At 68.4% G+C, this 22,928-nt stretch carries 24 protein-coding genes and 1 pseudogene; 11 read left to right on the forward strand and 14 right to left on the reverse strand.

Annotation, left to right across the window (positions count from 1 at the left end):
• On the reverse strand, nt 1-361 hold a 361-nt coding region (locus ACIBK4_RS37275), incomplete at its 3' end, for a cation-transporting P-type ATPase (protein WP_399002217.1).
• 472 nt (nt 362-833) lie between these two features.
• Here ACIBK4_RS37275 and ACIBK4_RS37280 point away from each other — a divergent pair.
• Together ACIBK4_RS37280 and ACIBK4_RS37285 are read left to right on the forward strand one after the other, a co-directional pair.
• Nucleotides 834-1,082 (forward strand): annotated as a pseudogene (locus ACIBK4_RS37280) (hypothetical protein); the annotation flags it as partial.
• A 1-nt stretch (nt 1,083) separates the two neighbouring features.
• Nucleotides 1,084-1,986 carry an AraC family transcriptional regulator gene (locus tag ACIBK4_RS37285; RefSeq protein WP_399002219.1) on the forward strand — a complete coding sequence of 301 codons (903 nt, stop codon included), beginning with the start codon at nt 1,084-1,086 and terminating at the stop codon, nt 1,984-1,986.
• 104 nt (nt 1,987-2,090) lie between these two features.
• On the opposite strand, the gene ACIBK4_RS37290 is transcribed toward ACIBK4_RS37285, so the two are convergent.
• Nucleotides 2,091-2,309, reverse strand: coding sequence for a hypothetical protein (locus ACIBK4_RS37290; RefSeq protein ID WP_399002221.1), 219 nt, complete (start codon nt 2,307-2,309; stop codon nt 2,091-2,093).
• A gap of 315 nt (nt 2,310-2,624) precedes the next feature.
• Here ACIBK4_RS37290 and ACIBK4_RS37295 point away from each other — a divergent pair, with 315 nt between their 5' ends.
• Both ACIBK4_RS37295 and ACIBK4_RS37300 read left to right on the forward strand, forming a co-directional pair.
• Nucleotides 2,625-2,759, forward strand: a complete 135-nt coding sequence (locus ACIBK4_RS37295; RefSeq protein ID WP_399002223.1) for a hypothetical protein — start codon at nt 2,625-2,627, stop codon at nt 2,757-2,759.
• 78 nt (nt 2,760-2,837) lie between these two features.
• Nucleotides 2,838-5,144 carry an ATP-binding protein gene (locus tag ACIBK4_RS37300; RefSeq protein WP_399002225.1) on the forward strand — a complete coding sequence of 769 codons (2,307 nt, stop codon included), beginning with the start codon at nt 2,838-2,840 and terminating at the stop codon, nt 5,142-5,144.
• 70 nt (nt 5,145-5,214) lie between these two features.
• Here the strand turns inward: ACIBK4_RS37300 and ACIBK4_RS37305 are convergent, their stop codons facing one another.
• Complete coding sequence (locus ACIBK4_RS37305) at nt 5,215-7,146, reverse strand: pectinesterase family protein (RefSeq protein WP_399002227.1); 1,932 nt, start codon at nt 7,144-7,146, stop codon at nt 5,215-5,217.
• A 531-nt stretch (nt 7,147-7,677) separates the two neighbouring features.
• Here ACIBK4_RS37305 and ACIBK4_RS37310 point away from each other — a divergent pair.
• The gene (locus ACIBK4_RS37310) at nt 7,678-7,884 is read left to right on the forward strand and encodes a hypothetical protein (RefSeq protein ID WP_399002229.1); all 207 of its coding nucleotides are present in this window, start codon (nt 7,678-7,680) and stop codon (nt 7,882-7,884) included.
• Between the two features lie 244 nt (nt 7,885-8,128).
• On the opposite strand, the gene ACIBK4_RS37315 is transcribed toward ACIBK4_RS37310, so the two are convergent.
• From ACIBK4_RS37315 to ACIBK4_RS37325, 3 genes are read right to left on the reverse strand one after another with little or no spacing between them, the layout of a single operon-like run.
• Nucleotides 8,129-8,530, reverse strand: a complete 402-nt coding sequence (locus ACIBK4_RS37315; RefSeq protein WP_399002231.1) for a nuclear transport factor 2 family protein — start codon at nt 8,528-8,530, stop codon at nt 8,129-8,131.
• A gap of 20 nt (nt 8,531-8,550) precedes the next feature.
• A complete protein-coding gene (locus ACIBK4_RS37320; protein ID WP_399002233.1) occupies nt 8,551-9,300 on the reverse strand; it encodes a TetR/AcrR family transcriptional regulator in 750 nt (249 codons plus the stop codon).
• A gap of 49 nt (nt 9,301-9,349) precedes the next feature.
• Complete coding sequence (locus ACIBK4_RS37325; RefSeq protein ID WP_399002235.1) at nt 9,350-10,576, reverse strand: FAD-dependent monooxygenase; 1,227 nt, start codon at nt 10,574-10,576, stop codon at nt 9,350-9,352.
• A gap of 147 nt (nt 10,577-10,723) precedes the next feature.
• Here ACIBK4_RS37325 and ACIBK4_RS37330 point away from each other — a divergent pair, with 147 nt between their 5' ends.
• Nucleotides 10,724-11,098, forward strand: a complete 375-nt coding sequence (locus ACIBK4_RS37330; protein ID WP_399002922.1) for an IS3 family transposase — start codon at nt 10,724-10,726, stop codon at nt 11,096-11,098.
• Between the two features lie 84 nt (nt 11,099-11,182).
• Here the strand turns inward: ACIBK4_RS37330 and ACIBK4_RS37335 are convergent, their stop codons facing one another.
• The 5 genes from ACIBK4_RS37335 to ACIBK4_RS37355 form a co-directional block, all read right to left on the reverse strand.
• On the reverse strand, nt 11,183-12,073 hold the full coding sequence (locus ACIBK4_RS37335; protein ID WP_399002237.1) for an NADP-dependent oxidoreductase: 891 nt from the start codon (nt 12,071-12,073) through the stop codon (nt 11,183-11,185).
• A 92-nt stretch (nt 12,074-12,165) separates the two neighbouring features.
• Nucleotides 12,166-12,567 (reverse strand): nuclear transport factor 2 family protein, encoded by a 402-nt coding sequence (locus ACIBK4_RS37340; RefSeq protein ID WP_399002239.1) that lies wholly within the window; start codon nt 12,565-12,567, stop codon nt 12,166-12,168.
• Nucleotides 12,568-12,807: 240 nt separating this feature from the next.
• Nucleotides 12,808-13,227, reverse strand: coding sequence for an ester cyclase (locus ACIBK4_RS37345; protein ID WP_399002241.1), 420 nt, complete (start codon nt 13,225-13,227; stop codon nt 12,808-12,810).
• A 43-nt stretch (nt 13,228-13,270) separates the two neighbouring features.
• The gene (locus tag ACIBK4_RS37350) at nt 13,271-14,221 is read right to left on the reverse strand and encodes an alpha/beta fold hydrolase (protein ID WP_399002243.1); all 951 of its coding nucleotides are present in this window, start codon (nt 14,219-14,221) and stop codon (nt 13,271-13,273) included.
• Nucleotides 14,222-14,377: 156 nt separating this feature from the next.
• Nucleotides 14,378-15,142: a 3-oxoacyl-ACP reductase family protein gene (locus ACIBK4_RS37355; RefSeq protein ID WP_399002245.1), complete on the reverse strand. Its 765-nt coding sequence runs from the start codon at nt 15,140-15,142 to the stop codon at nt 14,378-14,380.
• 125 nt (nt 15,143-15,267) lie between these two features.
• Here ACIBK4_RS37355 and ACIBK4_RS37360 point away from each other — a divergent pair, with 125 nt between their 5' ends.
• A complete protein-coding gene (locus ACIBK4_RS37360) occupies nt 15,268-15,861 on the forward strand; it encodes a TetR/AcrR family transcriptional regulator (RefSeq protein ID WP_399002247.1) in 594 nt (197 codons plus the stop codon).
• A 53-nt stretch (nt 15,862-15,914) separates the two neighbouring features.
• Entirely contained in the window at nt 15,915-16,514 is a 600-nt protein-coding gene (locus ACIBK4_RS37365; protein WP_399002249.1) for a hypothetical protein, read from the forward strand.
• A 325-nt stretch (nt 16,515-16,839) separates the two neighbouring features.
• Here the strand turns inward: ACIBK4_RS37365 and ACIBK4_RS37370 are convergent, their stop codons facing one another.
• Nucleotides 16,840-17,541, reverse strand: coding sequence for a TetR/AcrR family transcriptional regulator (locus tag ACIBK4_RS37370; RefSeq protein ID WP_399002251.1), 702 nt, complete (start codon nt 17,539-17,541; stop codon nt 16,840-16,842).
• Nucleotides 17,542-17,692: 151 nt separating this feature from the next.
• Between ACIBK4_RS37370 and ACIBK4_RS37375 the strand changes: the two genes are divergently transcribed.
• From ACIBK4_RS37375 to ACIBK4_RS37385, 3 genes are all read left to right on the forward strand, one after another.
• Nucleotides 17,693-18,394 (forward strand): SDR family NAD(P)-dependent oxidoreductase, encoded by a 702-nt coding sequence (locus ACIBK4_RS37375; RefSeq protein WP_399002253.1) that lies wholly within the window; start codon nt 17,693-17,695, stop codon nt 18,392-18,394.
• A 361-nt stretch (nt 18,395-18,755) separates the two neighbouring features.
• A complete protein-coding gene (locus ACIBK4_RS37380) occupies nt 18,756-19,709 on the forward strand; it encodes an alpha/beta hydrolase (RefSeq protein ID WP_399002255.1) in 954 nt (317 codons plus the stop codon).
• 544 nt (nt 19,710-20,253) lie between these two features.
• Nucleotides 20,254-20,622: a DUF805 domain-containing protein gene (locus tag ACIBK4_RS37385; RefSeq protein ID WP_399002924.1), complete on the forward strand. Its 369-nt coding sequence runs from the start codon at nt 20,254-20,256 to the stop codon at nt 20,620-20,622.
• A gap of 682 nt (nt 20,623-21,304) precedes the next feature.
• Here ACIBK4_RS37385 and ACIBK4_RS37390 read toward each other — a convergent pair.
• Both ACIBK4_RS37390 and ACIBK4_RS37395 read right to left on the reverse strand, forming a co-directional pair.
• A complete protein-coding gene (locus tag ACIBK4_RS37390) occupies nt 21,305-21,739 on the reverse strand; it encodes a nuclear transport factor 2 family protein (RefSeq protein ID WP_399002257.1) in 435 nt (144 codons plus the stop codon).
• Nucleotides 21,736-22,623, reverse strand: coding sequence for a hypothetical protein (locus ACIBK4_RS37395; RefSeq protein WP_399002259.1), 888 nt, complete (start codon nt 22,621-22,623; stop codon nt 21,736-21,738). The genes ACIBK4_RS37390 and ACIBK4_RS37395 overlap by 4 nt, the downstream gene beginning before the upstream one ends.
• Between the last annotated feature and the right edge of the window lie 305 nt (nt 22,624-22,928).

Raw genomic sequence — 22,928 nt, forward strand, 5'->3', positions numbered from 1 at the left:
GGAAGGCCGCAAGTGCCTCCACGGCCCGCTCCGCCTGTACCTCCTGGAAGAACGCGAAGCCCGCGTTGAGCACGATCACCGCCGTGATCGCCACCCCCAAGGTCGGGCTCCCACTGACCCACGCCAGTACCGCGGCCACCGCGAGGACCAGGGCCAACGGATGGGTGAACTGCCGCGCGAGTTCCGCGGGCCACCGGGTCCCGCCACGGCGGACCAGTTCGTTCGGCCCGTAGACCTGCGCCCTCCGCACCGCCTCCCGCTCCGACAGTCCCCCGGCCGAACTGCGCAAATGCTGCAGCAACAGGGTCAGCGGCTCCAACGGATCGGCAAGCCGTGACCCGGCCCCGTCGCGTTCCGCCACAGGTTCACGTACGACATGCTCAGGGACCACTGGACCCACCGCCTCCGGAAACGGGCAGCACGCCGGACTCCAGCCGCAGAAGACGTTCCTCCCCGGCCCAGCGGCGCGCTGCTGATGTGCCGCGGCTCGTGACAACTGCCATACGGGCCGCGCTCTCCGTCTCATTGACACGCGGGACCCGGCACGCCGGACAGGGGCCACTCGGTCATGGGAAGGGCCGCCTGGTCCCGCCGTAGTCACCGAGACCGGACCTTCGAGGTTTTCGACGTGGTACGCGACCGACGACGTGCTTTTCACCCCACGACGGCGGCGATCTGCCGGACCGACGGACCCTCACCGTGGTCGCGCTCCAGCGCCGCTCACCGCGAAGATCTCGCGGTCAGCGGCGAGGCAGATGACTCCGCTCCGGCTGGAATACCCCCGTGGCCGTTTCGATTGCTCCCTGTGTACCGATGGCGGGAGGGGGACGCTGGTGACCGACCTGATGCTGTTTCGGCAGGATGCCGACGGCCGGGACGTCGAGCTTCAGGGGTCGACGGTAGCGCTGGAGGTGGAGCTGCAGCGTCGAGTGGAGGCCGGGATGGAGTCGATGCTGGGGATCCGGTTCCTGGCATCGGAGTACCCGACCGGGCCGTGGCACCGGGGCCGGATCGACACGCTGGGGCTCGACGAGAACAACACCCCGGTCGTAATCGAGTTCAAGAAGGGGGCAAACGCCGGGGATGAACTCTGCGGATCTTGGCGAGGCTGGTCCTTCCCGGGGCGGCGGCATCCCCCGGCTGGACTTCAACCCGCCCGAGGAACGGATCCCCGGCTTCGAGATCATCGATCTGTCCACCCTGCACGAGCGGCGCCGGCGCAGACGGCCGGATGCCGTGCACCGGGTGGATTTCCACACCCTCACCCTCATCACCGAGGGCAGTGGCGAACACGCCATAGATTTCGTGAGCTACCCCTGTCGCCCGGGCACCTTGCTGTGGATCCGCCCCGGACAGGTGCAGCGCTTCGTGCGACCGGGCACCGCAAACGGCACCCACCTGTTGTTCACGCCAGCCTTCCCGCCCCACTCCAGCAGCGCCGACCGACTGGTCAACGAGTGGTATGGGCCGGCGTGCTGGCAACTGGGCGCGAGCCCCGACTACGCAGTGCTGTCCACCCTGCTGGGCCAGTTGCGGGCCGAGTACGGCCGGCCGGAACAGACCGTGTCGGCGGAGATCCTCCAACTCCTGCTCGCCACCGTGCTGTTGCAGATCGACCGACTCCCCCACCCCGACGGCGGCGGCGACCCGCACGCCGGCGGGGAGGTCTACACCCGCTTCCGCACCGAGCTGGAACTCTCCTACGCCACCACCCGCCGCGCCGCCGACTATGCCCACCGCCTCGGATACACCGTCAAGACACTCACTCGCGCCTGCACAGCCGCCACCGGACAGCCCGTCAAACACGTCATCGACGGCCGCGTCGCCCTGGAGGCCCAGCGACTGCTCGCCCACACCGACGAACCTGTGGCGACCATCGCCCGCCGCCTCGGCTTCCCCGAACCCACCAACTTCGGCAAGTTCTTCACCCGCCACACCGGCCTCACCCCCGGTGCCTTCCGTCTGGCCCATCAGGGCCAGCAGTGAGCCCGACGCCAGGCCGTGCCGACGGCCGGCCTGGCACTTGAGCGCAGCCTGGTCGGTGGGCGGAGCGAGAGCGGGAACGGAATGCCGCCGAACCGACGCCGACGTCACGGCTTGTGCAGGTTCGCCAGGCCCATGATCGCGAGACGGTGAACCCGTTGCTCGGGCGGATCGATGCCAAGCCGGGGGTTCGCACCAACCCCGGCGGAGCTGTTGCCGCAGAGGCTCGCAGCAATCATCACGATCTCCGCATGTCCTCGTTTTACCACGCCGTGTCCTCTGCACATCTCGTGTGTGCACGGCCTGGCGGCGAGGATGGAGGTCATCAGGGCGATGCAAAGCCGCCCATGCTGTAAGGAGCGTCCATGCACGGTACTTCCACGCAATCGCCCAGCTGATCGAGGCCCGGGCACGGATCTCGCGATCGGCGCCCGGCCGAACCCCGTCCACGGCCGCCCCCGTTCGCTGAAGGCGCGCCCCGCTCCGACAGACTGCCGGGCGGCCTGGTCGTCCCAGGCGCCGAGGTGCTCGACGACGTCCCTCTCGTGTTCGAGGCGCTTGCCGCAATGAGCTGTCGCCGACGAACTGATCGTCGCGCTGTCCGGGCAGGGCGTGCTGTCCGGTGGCAACAGACGGTCCACGTGCCGGCTGCCGGGCTCGGTCACGACACGGCTCTCGCGGACCGCGACCTGCCCGCCGGCCCAAAAGCCGACGAGGAGATCCGCAGCTGCCTCGCCGACGCGCACAACCCGCCCGGAAACGACGGCGAGGCGTAGTCGCACCGAATGATCACGCCGGACGAGGGCGAGACCGGCGGCGAGCTCCGTGGGTGTTCCCCGTGGCAGGAGGATGGAATGAAGGACAATCCGGTGCGAACGGGGAACCTGCCGGCGGCATTCACCAGCTTCGTGGGCAGGCAGGACAAGGTCGCCGAGATCTGGAGACTGCTGAGGTCGGCTCGGTTGCTGACGCTCATCGGGGCGGGTGGGGTCGGCAAGACCCGGCTGGCGCTGGAGGCGGCCACCGTCTCGGCGAAGGCATTCCCGCACGGAGCGTGGCTGGTGGACCTGACCGCGGTGCGGGAGCCGGAGGCGGTGGCAAGTACGGTCGCGACCGCGCTGGGGGTGCCGGACCTGGGTGTCCGGCCCGCCGAGGAACAGCTCGCCGGGTACCTGGCCGAGCGGCGGGCGCTGATCCTGCTGGACAGCTGCGAGCACCTGGCCGACGGCTGCGCGCAGCTGGTCAAGATTCTGCTGTCGGCCGCCCCCGAGTTGCACATCCTGGCGACGAGTCGCCGTGTGCTGGGCATCACCGGCGAGCACGTCCTCACCGTCCCGCCCCTGTGCTCGGAGGATGCGGTCGCCCTGTTGCGGGACCGAGCCGCCGCTGTCAGGACGGGGTTCCAGGTCAATGAGGCGAACCGGGACCAGGCAGCCCGGCTGTGCGCAGATCTGGACGGGCTGCCGCTGGCGATCGAGTTGGCCGCGTCCGGGCTACGAACCTTCACCATCGAACAGCTGGCGGACCGGCTCGAAGACCGGTTCGCGTTCCTGACCGGGGGCAGCCGGAGCGCACCGCGTCACCAGCGGACCCTGCGCGGAATGATCGAGTGGAGCTACGAACTGTGCTCCCCGGCGGAGCGGCTGCTGTGGAGCCGGCTGTCGGTCTTCGCAGGCGGGTTCACCCTGGACGCGGCCGAGGCGGTCTGCGGCGGCGAGGGCATCGCCCGGCGCGAGGTGCCTGATCTGCTCGACCGGCTGGTCGCCCAGTCCGTCGTCCTGACCTGTGAGATGGAGGGCATGCCGCGCTATCGGTTGCTGGAACTCGTCCGGCGCTACGGTCGGGAACGGCTCACGGGCTCCGGGGAAGAGCACCGACTACGAGTGTGGCATCAGGACTTCTTCCTGGACGTGGCCGAGCGCGCCAACCGGGGCTGGTACGGACACGGCCAGGTGAAGAGCCTGGCGATGTTCCGTGCCGACCACACCAACCTGCTGGCCGCACTTGAATGGGATTCCGATCCTCAAAAGCGGCTCCGGCTGGTGTCGGCACTCAGCTTCCACTGGTGCGTGGGAGGTTTCCTCAGTGAGGGGCGCCACCGCTTCGAGCAGACACTGGCGGCCGGCTCCCAGCCCACGTCCGAGCGTGCCTGGGCTCTGCTCGCCGCGACCTGGGTGGCGCAGAACCAGGGCGACCTCACGGTGGCCGACCGCTGGCTGGACGAGGCGGAGCGACTGGGCGAGGCGTTGGACGACCCGGCGGTTCGGGCTATGGCGTCGGGGTTTCGCGGGGTTTCGGCACATTACCGGGGACGGCCGGAGGAGGGCATCGGCCGCTACGAGGCGGCGCTGGCCGTGATGACGGCGCTCGGCGACGAGCGCGAGGCGACCTCCTGGCTGCTCGCTCTGGCCTGTGCGCAGGCTTACGCCGGTGATCCCCGGGCACCCCAGAGCAGCGACCGGCTGATCGCCTCCAGCGAAGCGAGCGGCGAGCGATGGGGCCGTGGGCAGGTGCTCATGGCTCTGGGGCACGGCGCCTGGGACCAGGGCGACCGAGAGGCGGCCGAAACGATGGCCAGGTCCGCGCTGGAGTGCATGCGTGGCTTCCACGACTACGCGATGGTCGCGCGGATGCTGGAACTGCTCGCCTGGGCCACCGTCGCAGGCGGCGCACCCGCCCGGGCGGCCGGACTGCTGGGCTCGGCGGATGCGCTGTGGCTCGATGCCGGCACCTCGATCGCCGCGTTCGGTCCGCAGATGGCCGGACATCACATGCGCTGCGAAGAGGCGGCCGTCGAGGCTTTGGGCCGTACGGCCTACGCCGCGGCGTTCGCGGAGGGCGGCCTGCACGGCGCCCCCGGCCGGGCCGTCGACTTCGCCCTCGCCGCCGAGGAGAGTTCCGGCGCCGACATGGTCATCGCTGTCAGTGGCGGCGCCCTCATCGTCGGCACCACCGACGCCGACTGCCTGCTGTCCCGCCGGGAGCGGCAGGTCGCGTCGCTGGTGGCCAAGGGGTTGAGCAACCGGCAGATCGCCGCCGAGCTGGTGCTGTCACCACGTACGGCCGACCGCCATATCGAGAACATCCTCGGCAAACTCGGCTTCCGGTCACGGGCGTCGGTCGCGGCCTGGTGGACGGAGAAACAGGCTTCTGCGTCGTAGGCGTCGCACGGCAGGGGCCCGGAAACTCCGGGCCCCTGCCGCTCTGGCAGTCACGTCTTCTGCGGTGCGGTCAGTTCGAGGTGAAGACCGGGGCCCAACCGTCGGTGCCCGCCAGGTACTTCACGGCGGTGTAGTCGGCGGCCTCGGAGGCGGACATCTGCGGGGCGTTCGCGCCCGTGCCCGCGCCGGGTCCGGTGTTCTGGTACTCCTTGAATCGGGCCTGCGTCCAGGAGTAGTCGGTGGTCATGTCGGTCCATGGGTGCGCGGCTGTGATGCCGGAGTTGATCGTGGTGTTGCGGATCACCGCCTGGGGGGAGGCGTCCGCGGTGTTGTGCCAGGGCCGGCCCAGGTACATCGTGTTGGCCGGCACCCCGTTGGTGTAGATGGTGCTGTGGGTGATGAGCATGCCGTACTTCTTGCTCTGGTCGGTGTTCGGAGCCAGCACCGTGCCCCCGGCCCAGTTGAGCATGGCGATGTTGCAGGCGTCGAACACTGCGGTGGCGTTGCCGAAGATGAAGTCGATGTTCCCCTGGATGTAGCTGCCGACGAAGTACTGCCGGTTCTGGGCGGTGGGGACGGGCGACTTCGCGAGGACGGTGTCCTGGCTGCTGATGATGCGGTCCTGGGTGTAGGTCTGCCGGTCGCCCTCGGCTGCCAGCGCGACGGCCTGCGTCTCGTACGGGCTGATCTCCGGGTGGGCCTTGGGATCGAAGGTGTTCTGAATGGTGAGGTTGGCGACGGTGACGTCGTGGGCCTTGATGGTGGCCACAGCGCTGCCCTCGGTCCCGTAGGGCGTGCCGTCGGGCTTGAGCATGCCGTGCGCCCGGTCGCCGGTGATGACGACCTCGAAGGCGTAGTCGCCGGCGCCCCGGAGCATCAGGTAGGGCTTGCTCGGCGGCACGGTGATCGTCTCGTGGTACGTGCCCGGCTCGATGGAGATCGTGTACGCACCCCCGTCCGTGGGCAGCGCGTCGATCGCGCCCTGCACGGTGTCGTAGTCGCCGGAGCCGTCGGAGGCGACCATCAGGGTCTCGCTGTTCGCGAGGTGCCGCCTGCTTGAGTACCCGGGGTAGCCGTTGGCGACCATCATGATGCGGGCGTATTCACTGGCGAGGTTGAGCGAGAGCTCGACGATGTCGCCGAAGCCGTTGCGGAACCAGCCCGTCAGCGGGATGGGCGTCTGGTCGCTGCCCACGAGCTGCACCTGCCGGAGCCGCTCGCTGAGCTGGCCCCAGTCGGTCTCCTGCTCGACGAGACGCGGGTCGAGCCTCGTCTCCACGGAATACGAGTCGGCGCCTGTGGAGCTGAACCCTGCCTGGGCGATCGTGTCCTGGATGCCGCGGAACCTGGCGGCCTCGGAGATGAACTGCGCGAAGTACACCAGCGCCGCGGACATCGCCACGTTGTTGGTGGACTTCCACAGGCTCAGGGCATGGGCCTGGGTGGTGACCCTGCTGAACACCATGGTCGTACGGTCGACCTGGCCCTCGCGTTCGAGGGTGCCGTAACTCGACGAATTGACCAACTGCACCGCGTTGGTGCCTTGGTCGCCCGGTATCCGCGCTTCCGACGCCGGACCGATGTAGCGGTAGCGGCCGGTGCTGTCGTACCAGCCGACCAGGTACAGGTCGCTCGTGCGGAACCGCAGGCGGAGCTCGTGTCCGTCCTCGGTGTGGATGACGGCCTCGGTGGAGCCGACAGCGTTGGGGTTGGTGTGGTCGATCAGGTCGGTGGAGTTCGCGACCTCGTTGTTGACATCCTGAGATACGAAGTCGACGTTCTCGCGGAGTTGGGCGAGGAAGGCCAGGTAGTTGGCGGTGGTGGCGCCGTTCTCAGTATCGAGCCGCAGGATGGGTGTGGCGGGCGCCGCCATGGCGGGCTGGGCGGCGACCAGGGCACCGCCCAGGGCTCCGGCCAGGAGGGCGGCGGACGTCACCGCGGCGACGAGGGCCAGCACCCATCTGGGTCTGCTGCGGGCGGGGCCCTGGAGGGTGGTGGTCATCGGACCCCCTGCATGTCATGGGCAGCCATGGGCCTTTGCTTTCCTTCGGCGTTCCGAGAGGGAGCCGCTCTCACGAGAGAGCGCTTTCTCCGTAGAACGTGTGGTGGGTGGGAACGCAAAGAATCTCGTGATCATGCGAGGGTCGGCATGCGTGAAATCACCCATTCCACTACCCACGACGAGGCGAGCGCCGGCCGACGGACTACCTGGCGAGCGTCTCCGCGAGTTGGAGCCGGTGGCTCGGCCTTGTGGCCGTAGGCCGTCTTCTTCAGCCGCTCGCGTTCCGAGGCCAGCAGGGCTGTCGGAGACACTGAGGCAACGGGCAGGGAAGACAGCCGATCACGGTAAGTGGATCACGGCAGGCAGCATCCTGCCGCAATCGCGCACCCGGCGGTCCGCAGGGATTCCGCTGTACCCACGCCCTCGGAACACACGCGGTTCCAGCTTGAGCTGTACCTGAATATGCACGCCCAGACCGCCTGGCTGTAACTGGCCGGCCTGCGCGTCCGTCACCGGGCCCAGTACTCCCACGTGGAACGCGAACTGACCGGCGGCGGGAGCCTCATGCAGATGCGCATGCGCTACCACGGCACTGCGAGCCGTTGGAGCTTCGCCCTGCACGACCCGGCCGGCGACCGCTGTCAGGACGCCCTCCTGCCCACCGGCGATAGCAGCCGCACCCCCGAGGACGCGCTCGACACCGCCTGCCGTCTCCACCTCACCGGTCTCGGCACCTGACCGCGAACACGCCTGCAACCAGTCCGAAGTCAATCCCCGAAGGGCCTACGACGCAGACCACCAAAGTCGCCGGCTTTGATCGCCTTCCGGATCGTGGTGTATTCAGTTGCCGTACGACGGACATGTGTGACGACGCCGCCTCACCGCAGGAACTCCTCCGCAGCCGCCCTGAGCAGGGAGCTGTCCGCCGCCGGGAACCGGAGTTCATGTTCACGCACTTCGGCCGAAGAAGCGGGAAGCCTTCTCAGGACCAGCTGGCCATGGGCACCATACGGTTGCTCAGGTGCGTGATCTGCCCGTCTGCGTTGACGGTGGCGTGCTCGATTCCGCTCTGGCCGGCCAGGCGGCCGTCGGTCCCGCGGCCGGCCTGGACCCAGTGGCACTCCAGCCTGCCGTCGTCGAGCTCCGTGACGGTCCAGAAGTGTTTGCTGTCGACCATGGCCTTGGTCAGCTGCCTGTATGCCGCCGTGATCGCGGGCATGCCGGTCACCGGTTCCATGTCGCCGTCGAGCTCGACGGTGGCGTCCGGTGTGAAGATCGACTCCAGCTCCGTCAGGGCCTCGGGCTCGTACACCGTACGGTCGACGATCCTGATGTAGCGGTCGATGACGGTCTCATTGGCGGTTGTCACGGTCGTCCGGGTCATGACACTTCCTCCGTCTTTCCTCAACTCGAACCGGAGCGCTCCGGTTCCTGACTGTGTTTTGTTCCGGGGTAGGTGGTGATCAGGGCGAGCATGGCGTCGCGTCGTTCGCGCAACAGCCGCAGACCTTCTTCGGTGACTGCGCGGACCTCGGCGGGGCCGGCTTCTTCGGGGTCGAGCAGGGCCGTCACCGCGGCGGCCATGACCTTGTCGGGGTCGTCGACCGTGACGCTGCTCGGGGTCGGTGGCCGGGTGAGAGCGCCGAGGAAGCCGGTCATGAGCGCCTGCAGGGCGTAGGCCTGTTCATCAAGGGGCCAGTCGGTTCGTACGAGCCGGTGCTCGCGCCACACCGGCAGCACCGAGTGGACCACCGTGGCGGGGCCCAGCCTGCCGAGGAGTTCCACGCTGCGCGGATGCTGGCCGAAGGCGCCCAGCCGGTCATCATCGCCGGTTTGCATCGCTCGTACGATCGGGTAGCTCAGGGCGTTGCGGGCTACCCGCGGACAGAGCCGGTGTGGGCGGCCGGCCTCAGGGTCGGCGTCCAGCGCTTGGATCTCGCCCTCCAGGAAGGTCAGGAAGTCTCTGGCGAACAGTTCGAACAGGAGATCCTGCTTGGTGCCCCAGTACAGGTACGCCGTGCCCTTGCCGACGTGCGCCTTCTCCGCGATCTCGGCCACCGTCAGACCCTTGACGCCGCGTTTGAGGATCAGTTCCCTGGCCGCGGCGAGAATCCGGGCCGCGGTGGCGGAGTCGTGTTCGGCCAGTGCTGCCATCGTTGCTTCCTTGCCTGTCCTGAGCGGGCCCGCGGGCGCGGAGCCGGCCTCATGCTATGGCGAGGTCACGGTCCTTGAGCCGGCCTGCCTTGTTGCTGGTCTGCATGCGCTTCAGCAGGTGTGAGGCCCCCGGGGTCCGCATCCCCAGGTTGATGACCTTGCGCAGAGCGAGTTCCTTGTTGTTGGCCGGCACGAAGATCATGCGCTGCTGGATGCCGTTCTGCTGGAACACGTCCACGTGGGGCCGCAGGGTCTGTTCCCAGACGGCCAGGGCGCGGCGCACATCGGCGGGGTGGCGGTCCAGCATGGTGCCGAGGAGGTCCGCCCCGGTGATCCCCATCGAGACGCCCATGCCGGCGTAGAGGCTGACGCACCAGGCGGAGTCGCCGACCAGTACGACCCGGCCGCGATGCCAGGTGTCCATCCGTGCCTGCTCTACCGAGTCGAACAACAGGTCCTTGACAGTGTCCAGCGCGTCGAGCACCTCGCCCAGGAGGCGGCCGGTGGGCTCGGGACCGAACGCCGCGCGTACGCGCTGGGCCGGCGGCTCCTTGAACTCGGCGTCCACGTCGGCGGTGTGGTAGCTGAGCAGTACCGTCTGCGGACCACCGCGGAAGGGGAAGATCCACATCGACCGGTTGGCCTCCATCAAGGTGGCGCCGTCCTCAGGATGGAGTTCGCTGAGGGGGCCGGGAAGTTCGTAGGCGACCGCCATGTAGTTCAGCCGGTGCAGGTACTTCTTGTGCGGTCCGAACACGAGGGACCGCACGGTGGAGCGCAGCCCGTCCGCGCCGACCACCAGATCGAACCGCTCGGTGACCGAGGTGTCGTCCACGGTGTTGGTCATCGTGACGTCCACACCGTCGGCGTCCTGTGCGATGTGGGTCGGCACGGTCGAGTAACGGATCTCGACATCGTCGGGGAGCGCCATGAAGGCAGCTTCCTCGACCTTGCCGCGCACCGTCATCCAGGGAGTGCCGGGCAGGTCGCCGTAAGCGAGGGCGCCGGGCCGCCGGTTCCCCGCGCGGTCGAGGTCGTACTGGACGGTGCCGGCAGGGGTGCGGTCGCTCAGGTTGTCGAGGATGCCCAGGCGCTGCGCCGGCTGCCGACCGCCACCGAACAGTGCGATGAAGTACCCGCCGGTGCGCCGGGCCGGGGACCGCTCGATGACGACCGGCGTCCATCCGCTCTGTCGTAACCGCACTGCGGTTGCGATTCCGCTGATACCAAGCCCGACCACGAGGGCCCGGCGTTCCTTGCTGCTCTGTGTCTCCATGCCCTCCAGAATAGAGGAACTGACCAGATTCATCATTTGGTCAGTTCGTGAACTGTCTCACACAGGAAAGAGCTGAGAAGGGTCCGCCAGGCAGGGTCGAGGAGTCTCAGCCGTCCCGTGGGTGCCGGGCGCGTGCTTTGGTGGCCGGTGGCCGGCCGATGGAGAGTCCGACCGTCGTCGACCTGTTTCGCCCGCGAGAAGCGGCCGCAGTCCGCCCGCCGGCTCCGCGACGAACAGCTCATGCCGTTGATCGAGGGGATCCATCGCCGAGTCCGGGCCGTCTATGACACCCGGCGGCTCACCCGCGCACTGGGGCACGAGGGCCTAGACGTGGCCCCGTGCACGGCCGCGTGGCTGATGCACGAGTTGGGCCGTCAAGGGCGTCACTGCCGTCGGCGGCGCCGCACCACGGTGCCCGAGCCGTTACAGACTCCGGTCCCGTTCACCACTGCGCCCGCAGCCGCGAGGCTTCTGAGGGGAACCAGCACACGGCCCTCATGCGATTCGTTCGCGCGACCGTGATCGTCGGATTGCCTGCGTATCAGAGCCGCAAGGTCACTTCCGTGGGTTGTGCGCGAAGACCCACCCACGGAAGTGACCTCGGGGCTAAGGGAGGATGATCGTCTTGCCCGCTGCGTGCCCTGCGGCGCTGTGTTCCTGGGCAGCTCCGGCCTCGGCGAGCGTAAAGCGGCGCTCGACAGGCAAGCGGAAGGCCGGCAACGCAGCTGCCTCGGCCCAGGCCTTGCGGTGATCCGATGGTGCCGTAGACACCTGCGCTCCGAGTTCGAGCGCCGCGAAGTCGGCGATCGAAAGGACCCGGGAAGGATCCCCGACAATCTCGATCAGGTCGGGCAACACGCCGGCACCGGAGAGATGAAGGGCTCCATCGATGCCCGAGGGCGCCGCTGCCGCGACGCGCGCTACGAGGCCGTCGCCGTAAACGACCGGAATCGCTCCCAGGGACGCGAGGTAGTCCTGGTTCTGCGCGCTTGCGGTGCCCACCACCGAAATCCCGCGGCCGACGGCGATCTGGACAACCGCGGTTCCCACGCTTCCCGAGGCGCCGCTGACGAGCACGGTCTGTCCCGCGGAGAGCCCGAGCTGGTCGAGAACCCGTACGGCCGTCTCGACTGCCGCTCCCCAGCCGGCGGACTCCTCGACGCTCACTCCCTCCGGCACCGGTGCCCACGAGGTAAGAACCGCCTCTTCGGCGTACGTCGAGCGGCCCACGCCGAACACCGGTTCCCCGACCACCGCGTCGATGACGCCTTCACCGAGCGCGATGACCGTACCTGCCGCGTCGGCGCCGGTCCCGGCCGGAAAGTCGACGGGGATGATGCCTTCCATCTGCCCCGAGCGGATCTTCCAATCGATCGGGTTGACGCCGGTGGCCGCCACGCGGATGAGGATCTCGCCCGGCTGCGGCGTTGGAGCCGGGATGTCGACGAGGTCTAGCTTCTCTGCGCTGCCGTAGCTGTTGAACTGGATCGCCTTCATGGCACTCCCTTGGTTCGAGTCCGACCGCATGACGCGAATGACTCGTGATCTTTGAACGGTCTCACCACGCGTGTGAGACCGGGTCGCTCTTCTTACACCCCGGCCTCGGCGAGCACATCGGTCGCGCGGGAGTCGTAGTACTCCTCCAGCCTGCTGATCAGGCCGTCGGAACTGAGCTCGACGCGCATGAAGGCAGGAAGCCGGAGCCGACTGCCCGTGAGGAGATCGGCCGTCAGGGTGTGCTGGAGGAAAACCTGCTGGTCTACCGCTGTCATGCGGCGGTCCTCGTAAGCCACCTTCGAGGACGCCGGACCCAGCAGCCTGATCCTCTGGAGGCACGTGTCCACGTCCTGCTCGACCTCGTCGTCCGCATGCCAGATGACGGCATCCGGCGCGAAACACGTCAGGAGCCGCTCCATGTCACCATCCTCGGTGGCGGTGTACATCCTGTCGATTGCCTCATAGCCGTTGGGGCCGGGGGCCTGTTCCGCCATGTGTTCCTCAGCTTTCATTCTGTTGTGAATGGCCTGCTTGCCTGGCACGTTCTGTTGCGGTAGGCGACGAATGGAGCGAGCGCCTCCGATATGTCGTCAGACGGCCTTCAGGAACCGAAGGGGCAGCAGCGTGAGCCATGAGAACCCCGGCGAAGGGTCTATGGGCGATCAATTTCGGCTCTTCGCCAGGGGGCCTTGTCTGGTCAGGTCATGCCGCGCTGCTGCGTCCCTGCTGCCGTCTCAGTCGGTGAGTTGCATCTGCATCTGCAGTTGCAGCAGTTCCTCGACGTGCCGGACCTCGACGATCCTGCCGTCGACCACCCGTGCGATATCGATGCCGGAGCAGGTCACGTCACGGCCGGTCGCGGGCAGTCCGAACCACGGGCCCGTGTGGGTCGCTGTGATCACCCACTGGGAGACGACCCAGCCGTCGTCCGTCTCGGCCTGGTAGACGACCTCGTGGTGAGGGTTGGTGAACCCGTCGCGCATGGCAGCGACCATCCCCTTCATCCCCTCGATCGCCGAGGGAGCCCCTGGGGGCAGGTTGTGGTCGATGAGATCGGGCGAGACCAGGGTGTCCAGCGCAGCGATATCGCCCGCATCGAAGGCGGCGAAAAGGCGGGTGGGGACATCGCGGGCGGAAGTGGGTTGGCTGTTCATCAGGGGGTTTCCTCTCACCTCGGGGTGCGGGCTCAGAAGTTGGTTACTGGGTGGGGGTGGGGTAGAAGGCGTTGATCTCGGCCAAGACGCGGTCGGGTGCTTCGTGGAGGAGGAAGTGTCCGGCGCCGGGGACGTCGGCGGAGGTGGCGTGGGGGGCGGCGTCCTGGAGGGGCGGCAGGACCATGTCGGCGAGGCCGGCCTGGGTGATCATGCGGACCGGGATGGTCAGCGGGGTCTCCTGCAGCTTGGTGTTATCGGCCTCGTCCTGGATCTCGGTCCGGTAGAGCTCGAAGCCGGCGTGCAGGACCTGGGGGCGGGAGTACAACCGCACGAACTCGGCCAGTTCGTCGGCGGACAAGTTCTCGCCGGCGGTCTTCATCCCCTGGAAGAAGTGCGTGAGGAAGGTCTCGACCCGGCCGGTGACCAGCTCCTCCGCGAGCGGACGCTGCTTGTTGAAGGAGAAGTGCCAGAACATCGACTCGATGGCGGCGAACTTCAGGTTCTTGCCGGTCAGGCCGTAGTCCATGAGGAAGAGCCCCGACACCTGCTCGCGGTACTGGGCGGCCAGCGGGTAGGCGACGCTGACGCCGAAGTCGTGCGCGACGACCTGCACATTCTCGCGGTGACCGAGGTGGACGAGGAGCTTGTGGACGTACGTGGCCAGAACCGTCTTGACCCTGGAGGACGGGTTCCCGGTCGAGTCGCCCAGGCCCGGCAGGTCGATGGCGATGACGGTGCGGCCCGGCAGCAGCGAGGGCATGACCTGGCGGTACTCGTACCAGCTCTGCGGCCAGCCATGCAGCAGCACCATGACCTGCGGGCCGTCGCCACCGATGACGTAGTGCATCTGCAGGTCTTCGATGGTGGCGAAGCCGTGCCGGAAGAGCTGGTTGAACTCGGCATCGTCCTTGGTCGCGACGTCGTAACCGGGGCTGAGCGGCTCCTCCGACCCGACCGCCAGGGCGATCGTGGAGGCTGTGGTGGAAGCGTTCATGATGGTGATACGTCCTTATTTTTAGGGGGTGCAATAGCGGGCGTCGCCGTACCCAGTGGTAAGGCCGGAGGCCGGTGACCGGCGTCGACCGAGAACGCTCTGCCGATCGCGGGCACCGGGATGCCCAGGTGGATTGCGGCCGCCCGGGGCGGGCGGTCAGACAGAGGAGCCGCCGTCGACGTTCCAGGTGCTGCCGGAGACGAAGTGGGCTTCGGGGCTGGCGAGGTAGGCGACGGCGCTGGCGATGTCGGCGGGCTTGCCGTAGTGACCGACCGTGGTGAGCTGTCTCATCCATTCCGCGGCCGGGCCGGAGTCGGGGTTCATGTCCGTGTCGGTGGGACCGGGCTGCACGGTGTTGACGGTGATGCCGCGCGGACCGAGTTCGCGGGCCAGGCCGCGGGTGAAACCGGCGACGGCGGCCTTGGTCAGGGCGTAGACGCTTATGCCGGGCTGGGGGGCGCGGTCGGCGCTGACGCTGCCGACGGTGATGATGCGACCCCCTTGGCCGAGGTGGGCGGCGGCGGCCTGGACGGCGCTGAACACGCCCCGGACGTTGACCGCGATGATCCGGTCGAACTCCTTGAGCGTGAAGTCCTCGATCGGCGCGGCATAGGTGACGGCGGCGTTGTTGACGAGGATGTCCAGTCCTCCGAAGTGCTGGGTGGTGCGGCTGACCGCGGCCCAGACGGCTTCATGGTCCGCGTTGTCCGCCTGGATGGCCAGGGCGCCCGTGGCTTCGGCCACGGTGTCGGCCTGTTCCTTGGCGTTGGTGTAGGTGAAGGCGACCTGGGCGCCGTCGGCGGTCAGACGACGCACGATCGCGGCACCGATACCCCGGGCCCCTCCCGTAACCAGGGCGGTCTTGCCGTCGAGGAGCCGTACGCCGGACTGAGTGGTGCTGGGGGCGTCCTGGGTGCTCATGGCATGTGCTCCGAATTTCTTCCACTTACGAACCGAACCGCTCGGTTACTATAACCATGACGACACTAACCTGAGCAAGCCACGGATTCATTCCGCGGCGGCGAACTTTTCTCAAGGAGGCTTCGATGCCCAGCACGGGACGGCCCCGGTCCTTCGACACCGACGAGGCGCTGGAGGTGGCGATGCGGGTGTTCTGGGCCGAGGGCTACGAGGGCGCCTCGCTCGCCGCGCTGACCGAGGCCATGGGGATCAACCGGCGCAGCATCTATGCCGCCTTCGGCAACAAGGAGGAGCTGTTCCGCCGGGCCGTCGACCGTTATGTGGAGGGCCCGGGAGCCTTCGTGGCCCCGGCTCTTGAGCTGCCCACCGCACGGCAGGTCGCCGAGGCGATGCTGCACGGAGGCATCAACGCCCACACCCTCCCCGACTGCCCGCGCGGCTGCCTGCTGGTGCAGTCCGCGCTGGCCGCCGGACCCGAAAGCGAACCGGTCCGCCGCGACCTGGCCGAACGCCGCGAGGCCGGAGTCGCCGCCCTGCGCAAACGCTTCGAACAGGCCCAGGCCGAGGGTGACCTGCCCCCCACCGCCGACCCGGAGACCCTCGCCCGCTATGTGCACACCGTCGGACAAGGCCTCGCCGTGCAAGCCTCCGGCGGCGCCAGCCGAGAAGAGATGCACCGCGTCGCCGACCACGCCCTCAGCACCTGGCCGAGCTCCTGAACCTCGGTTCCGGCTGCCGGTGATGATGCGACTCGCGCCTACTCGACAGCCTTGTGATCGCCTCCGCGATCAGCGAGAACGAGAGCGAGAGCATGTTCCCCGCGTTCCTGCCATCTCCGGCCTCGACGCTGAAGCAGGTCCACGACTTCCAGAACGCGCACAGGGAGGAGGCAGGTCAGACGACAGCCTGCTTGTCGGAGGAAAGAAGCCGCGACGCGAACAGAGAGGCATCGCTCATGAGCCGGCCGACGACCACAACTGCCTTGCCGAGCGACACGAAGGTACTGTCCATCGGCCTGCATCCCAGTGCGCCCGACTACAGCAGGATGCTCGACGGTTTCGACAATGAGGCGATTCTCACCGCCCGGATAGAGGCCGGGATCGCGGCGCTGCGCAAGGCGGGCTTCGATGCCGTCCCCTGCTTGATCGACACCTCTCCGGACCGCGCCGAAGCAATCGTCCGGGAACTTCTCCAAAAGCATGCGTTCGGCCTGACAGGGATCGGCGGCGGCGTACGCATGGTGCCGGAGAACACCCTGCTGTTCGAACGGCTGGTCAGCCTCCTCACCGAGGAGGCCCCCGGGATCCGGCTGTGCTTCAACGCTTCGCCGGAGAACACAGTCGAGGCGCTGAGCCGGTGGATCCAGACGTAGGCGGCCCTTCGTCCTGCACCGGTTCTGCACCCGGGCGACGACGCTGCATCAGCCAACGTGTCCTGGCCATCACGGCGGGAAGACGCGTACGGCGCTCGTTGTCCGAGAGCCGCATCTGCTTGCAGCCCCCGGCCGACACCGGGACCTTCAGCAGAGGCTGCGGCGTTCCATCCACACGAAGAGAACCAGGCCTACCTGTCGTTCCCACGGATGCCGACCAGCAGGGCAGTAGGCACGGGTCCGACGTGAGATCGACCAGCCGCGAGCCCAGATCACGGCGAACGCGGCGCGGAGTGGAGCACCGCGAGACAGCTCCAGCCCCAGGTCAGCTGTCACCCGCATCCGGTTCCGACGCCACAACAGCCGCCGGACCGGCGCGGAGCATGGCCCTGTAGAGGGCGTCGTGCTCGGGTGAAGCGGGCAGGGTGCCGCGGGCGGGGGCCTCGAAGGACTGGATGAACAGGGCGACGACGCGGCGCCAGGCGTCGGGGGCGGCGTCGCCGGTGGCGTTGACGACACCGGCGTTGGCCATGTGCAGGAGCACCAGGTCCGAGGAGTCGAAGTCCTCGCGCAGCCGGCCCGTCGCCTTGGCCCGGCCGATAAGCTCCACCATGCCCTCGTAGGCCTCGTTGCGGCGCCGCTCCAGGGCCTTGGCGGTGGGGAAAGTCGTGATCAGGACGTCGGCGAAGCCGCTGTCGGCGGCCTGCATCGCGCAGGCGGTCTCGATGTAGCCGACGAACCCGTTCCAGGGGTCGGGGTCGTCCAGGCCGACGGCAACCGCATCGGCGTAGGCGTCCATGCGGTCGATGAAGACGGCGTCGACCAGCTCCTCCTTGGTGGGGAAGCGGCGGAACATGGTGGCGATCCCCACCCCCGCTTCACGGGCCACGGAGGCCATCGAAGCACCCAGACCGTCACGCGCGAACACTTTGCGCGCGGCGGCGGCGATCCGCTCACGGTTGCGCTCGGCGTCGCTGCGCAGAGGCTGGGCGGCCGGGCCGTCGGGACGCTGGGTGCCAGGGGTCATACCGGGGAGTCTAGCAATCGGATTGCCTTATCCATTTTTGGTGGTACGGTGGCAACAGTGATCCGGTAAGGCCTATCCGGATCTCGATACGGATAGGCCTTGCCGGATGCCCGTTTCCTTCGACTAACTAGCTGCTTTGGAAAGGATCGCTGTGACCAGCATCGCCATCGTTGGAGCCGGCCCCCAGATGGGCCTGGCCATCGCCCGCACCTTCGGCTCCAAGGGCTTCGACGTCGCCCTGATCTCCCGTAACCGCGAGAAGCTCGACGGTCTCGTCGGCAAGCTCACTGCCGACGGCATCACCGCCGCCGCCTTCCCCGCGGACGTGCTCGACCCCGACGCGCTCACCCGGGCACTCAAGGACGCCGCCGCGCGGTTCGGCGGGATCGACGTCCTGGAATACTCCCCGGTGGGGTCGTTCGGTGTCATCAAGCTGACCGCTCCGGCCGAGACCGAGCCGTCTCATGTGGAGTTCGAGATGAACTTCCAGTTGTACGGGGCCATCGCTGCCACCAAGGCGGTACTGCCCGCGATGCGGGAGGCCGGCACGGGCACCCTGCTCTACACCACCGGCGCCGGCTCGATCTGGCCCGACCCGCGGGTCGCCAACGTCAACGCCGCCGCCGCCGCGCTGCGCAACTGGGCGATGAACCTGCACAAGGAGCTGGACGGCACCGGCATCCAGGCAGCCCACGTCGGTATCGACTCCTCGATCGGCGTCTCCGTCATCCCCGGCGTGGAGGCGGCCAAGCCCGAGCAGATCACGCCCCTCTACTGGCAGTTGCACACCACCAAGCGCGACGAGGCCGAGCTCGTCTTCAAGCTCGATGCCGCAGGCTTCCCCCGCGCCTGACACCGCGTCGACTCTGCTGACTCGGCCCCCTCGTCGAACGCCGATCGCGTCGCGGCGTCCCAGCGCCGCGACGCGACCCCGAAGAAGGCTCCGCTCTGACGAACGTGTGCCTGTGGCCATCCGGCTGATCCTCCCAGCTGCCCTGAACATCGCCACGGGGCTCACTCCACCGGCCTCGCGATGATCATGATCCTGGCCATAGGCCTCCGCACCCGCCGCAAGGAGCCCGGCCATCGCGTTCAACGTGGACCCGCTCAGCCTCACGTCCATCTCCTGGGCATCCACCAACACCAGTGACGCGACACCAAGCACTGCCAGATCGCCCACCGGACCCTCACCCGACCCCAACCGAGAAGGCTTCATGGCCTACGCCTACGACCCCGAGATCACACCCTGGTTCGGGATGCTCCCGAGCGGGCCGTTCGCCGACTTCCGTGAGCTGCGCGCCATGGGTGAGGCAGCGGTCCGAGCCGGCCTGCCGACCTACGAACCGGACGTCGCGATCAGCATCCACGACGTCACCGTCCCCGGACCCGACGGTGCACCCGATGTGCTGGTCCGCGTCTACGCACCCTCCGAGCACGACGGCCCGCTGCCCGGCCTGCTGTTCCTCCACGGCGGCGGGTTCATCATGGGCAGCGTCGAGCAGTTCGATGCCACCGCCACCCGCATCGCCGCGGAGGTCGGCACGGTCGTGGTCTCCGTCGAGTACCGGCTCGCACCCGAACACCCCTTCCCCGCCGGGCTGGAGGACTGCTACGCGGCCCTGGCGTGGACCGCGAAGTCGGCGAGCGAACTGGGCATCGACCCCGACCGCCTTGGCATCGCAGGGGAGAGCGCTGGAGGCGGCCTCACCGCCGCGGTGACCCTCCTCGCTCGCGACCGTGGCGGGCCCGCACTGTGCTTCCAGTACCTGGGCGTCCCCCAACTCGACGACCGCCTACAGACACCGTCGATGCGCACCTACGACGACGTACCGCTCTGGAACAGCCGTACAACAAAGATCAGTTGGGACTGCTACCTCGGCGAGGGCCGCCCGGGCACCACCGACGTCTCTGCCTACGCCGCACCGGCCCGCGCCGAGGACCTGTCCGGGCTGCCTCCGACGTTCATCTCCGCCTGCCAGTACGACGCGCTCCGCGACGAGGACATCGACTACGCCCAGCGCCTCGCACACGCCGACGTCCCCACCGAACTCGTCCTCTACCCGGGGGTCCTGCACGGGGGCCTCATCCCCGAGTCTGCGGTGGGCAAGCGCGTACTCGCCGACATGCTCGCTGCGCTGCGCCGCGGCCTCGGCGCACAGGGCAGTTGACGGCACGCCTCCGGGCTCCTGATGGCATCGGCGACGGCACCGATCGGATGGATCTGCCCGCAGTGTCGGCCGATGCCCGCCGAGGAGAGTTCCGCGATCTGTCGGCCCGACCGAGCCACCGCACCGGATCCCGGCGCTCCGCCGCAGTCGCCCGGCCCCGCCCGACGTCAACCGTCTCTGCCGCCACCGCCGCCGGCACAGCAGGCCGTACGCGTAACTGCGGACCGAGCCAGGCCGGTTCCTCGCCGTGAAGTCCCGGGGACACCGCTGGATCGGGTCCGCCCGTGTCCGCATCCTGCACCTGCCCGGCCTTGCCGGTCGCGTGTCCGGCGACTTCCTCGCACCCCTGGAAACACTCCGGCGGTCGTGCGGTCAGGAGAAATGGAGACCTCTGTCCGGGTCACCGAGCGGATTGCGCTGCCCAGGCCGGACCCGGCCGTAGGCCCACACCGTGGAGGCGGTGGTGCCGGCACGGCCGCGCTCTCGCCGCCCGATCCACTGTGCCCCCCTGTGACACTTCTACGAAAGGACCGCTGTGACCAGCATGTCGTTCACCGATGCGGCACGCACGTGCCTCACCACCAAGTTCGCCACCTTTGCCGGTCGCGCACGGCGCGCGGAGTACTGGTGGTTCTCCTTGTTGTACATGGGCGCCGCCGCCGTAATCGCCGGAGGCAGCTTCGTTATCGGGGTTCCGTTCCTCAGCGTCTTCCTGGTGCCTTTCATCGTGCCGATGCTGAGCGTCTCGGTCCGCCGGTTGCACGACACCGGCAAGTCCGGGTGGAGAATGCTCATCGCCCTGATCCCGGCCGTCGGCCCCATCCTCTACCTCGTGGGCATGACGGTGGACAGCGCACCAGGCACCAACCAGTACGGCCCCTCCCCCAAGGCCACCGGCCAGCCCGTCGGCTGAGCCGGCCATGATCCTGTACCAGAGCCCAGCCGCAGCCGCCCGGCTGCGCCGCGTTCGCGAGCGGCAGGCGCGCAGGCACCCGGCCGGTGTCATTCACCGTGCCCGCTGCGGCCCTCAGCCCTAACTCAGTGACGCCGCCGCCATGGTGCACCGCGTTGCTGACCAATTCGGCCACCACCGGCAGCACCGCGTCCGCCTGCGCGCCGCCCTCGGGTGAGTGCACGGCCAGAAAGCCGCGCGCCATGTCTGTGATGCGCTCGGTGGGCTGAGGGCCGACACGTTCCAAGGGGCCCATCGCCGTCGGGTGAATGAACTACTGCACACTCCGCGGTGTGAAATCGCCATCGGTTCCATGCCTGCCCCAAAGATCGGATTCATCCCCCGACGGCCAGAGGCGCGGATCGAACGGGTTACTCGCGCAGGCCGGCGCCGGGTACCGCGCGGCTGAACGGCTGGAGGTCTCCCTTCCAGGTGCCGATTGAGCGCGCGGGTTCGCGGAATCCTGGAGGCCCAGGGTGGGCGAACCCGCGCGCGGACGCGAGCCGACCGTCCGTTCCTGTGCCGGTTCGGATGGTCCAGCAGCGGTCGGGGCGTGGCCTTCGGGTTCAGTGGGCGGCCACTCGTCAGCGGTAACGACCACGCCGGTTCCCGCCGACGAGACACGGCTACACCGTAGGGGTGATCAGGCGGAGGCTGGTGCGAGGATCACGTGGGCAGCGCGGCGGGTGACCTTCCAGTGCCCGTTGTCGAGCCGGTAGTGGTCGTTCAGTTCGACAACGTGTCCGGCGTTCTCGGCCGGATAGCGGGCGGGGTCCTCGTCAGCGGGGGTGGGCCCGGCGTAGGCGAGCAGGGAGACGGTGCCCTCGGCCGTCCGGTCCCTGATGTTGTGGAAGTGCTGGCTGGTGACGAGGTGGCGGATCGTCATCTCGGGTCCGGGACGGGCGTTGAGCACGTCCCGGATCTCCGCATGACCGCGCAGCTTGCGTCCATGGACCTCGTACAGGGTGTCCAGAACGAACAGTTCGAGCAGCTTGTCGTACTCGCGACGGTCGTAGTGGTGGAAGAAGGCCGTGTTCAGCCGGGCCAGCGACCAGGCCGTGGCCTCCTCGGGAGTCATGCCCTCTCCTCCTTCGGGGTGATGGTGTCCGGGCTGGTGCGGGTCTTGAGGACAAAGTCGAACTCCATGGTTCGGTACGGGCCCTGGAAGCCGTGTCCGGCTATGTCCTCGGGGTCCTCGTGCAGTGTGGTGTCCGCTTGCAGGGCGGGGTGGGCCAGCTTCGAGCCGACGAAGTCGACGGGGATGACGGGGTCTCCCTTGAAGTAGATCTCGCCGAACCAGGGGCTGATCAGGTCAGGGTGGTGGACCTCGTAGTGGATGTGGGCCGGACGGTAGAGGCTCCGCCCGAGGGCCGCGGCGGCCTCGACGACGCTTTCGATCGCACTGGCGTTGGCATCGGCGTATGCGACGGGGGTGACGGTGGTGAAGGTGTAGCAGCCCTCGGCGTCGGTGAACAGGTGCCCGCGCAGGTTGTACTTGGGCACTCCGTCGTCGTACAGACCGGAGTAGTTGCCGTTGTTGGCGGCGTGGTAGATCTCCAGCTTGGCGCCCGCTAGCGGCTGACCGTGGCCGTCCAGAACGTGGCCGGACACGACCAGCGGGACGCCGGGCTCGTCCGGCCGCATCGGCAGGGTGCCGGGGTTGTCGACACGCGGGGAGCCAGCGATGACGGTGGGGCTCTTGACATCCTCGGAGGGGGTGTAGCCGTCCCGACCGCCCTGGAAGAGCTCGCTGTACAGGGGCATGGCGGCCAACGCGAGGGGGGCGCCGGTGACCTTCTGGATCTGCTGCAGCACGTCGGTGACGGCGTTGAGGTCGTCGAAGGTCAGTCCTTCCTCGTCGCGAAGGCGGAGCAGGGCGTCCTTGAACGCCTCGACAAGACGTATCGTGCGGGGGTTGATCAGCGCTGGGTCGACGTAGGACGGATCGGTGGTCGTGGTCATTCCGGTCTACTCCTTCATGGTGGGGGATCGCTGAGGGCGGGCATCAGCCGCCTGGGGTGCGAGGCGAGTCGGAGGGGCACGCGCGCGTAAGCCGGTGGCGGCGGTCTGCGCGCCGCGGTCACTTCGGGCGGCGGGGCGGGTTTCCTGCGGACGGCGGAGGCGGCTTCGGGGGCGCGGAGTCCGACGGGTTCGTCGACGGTTGGCGGTAGGGCAGATCGCTGGGCCCGCAGACGCTTCACCCACTGGTCGGAGGCGCGCCGAGCCGGCCGTACGGCGGAGATCGCGAGAGGGTAGGTGGTCTCCGT

Origin of the sequence: Streptomyces sp. NPDC050528, assembly GCF_044457795.1 — a bacterium.
Lineage (GTDB): Bacteria > Actinomycetota > Actinomycetes > Streptomycetales > Streptomycetaceae > Streptomyces.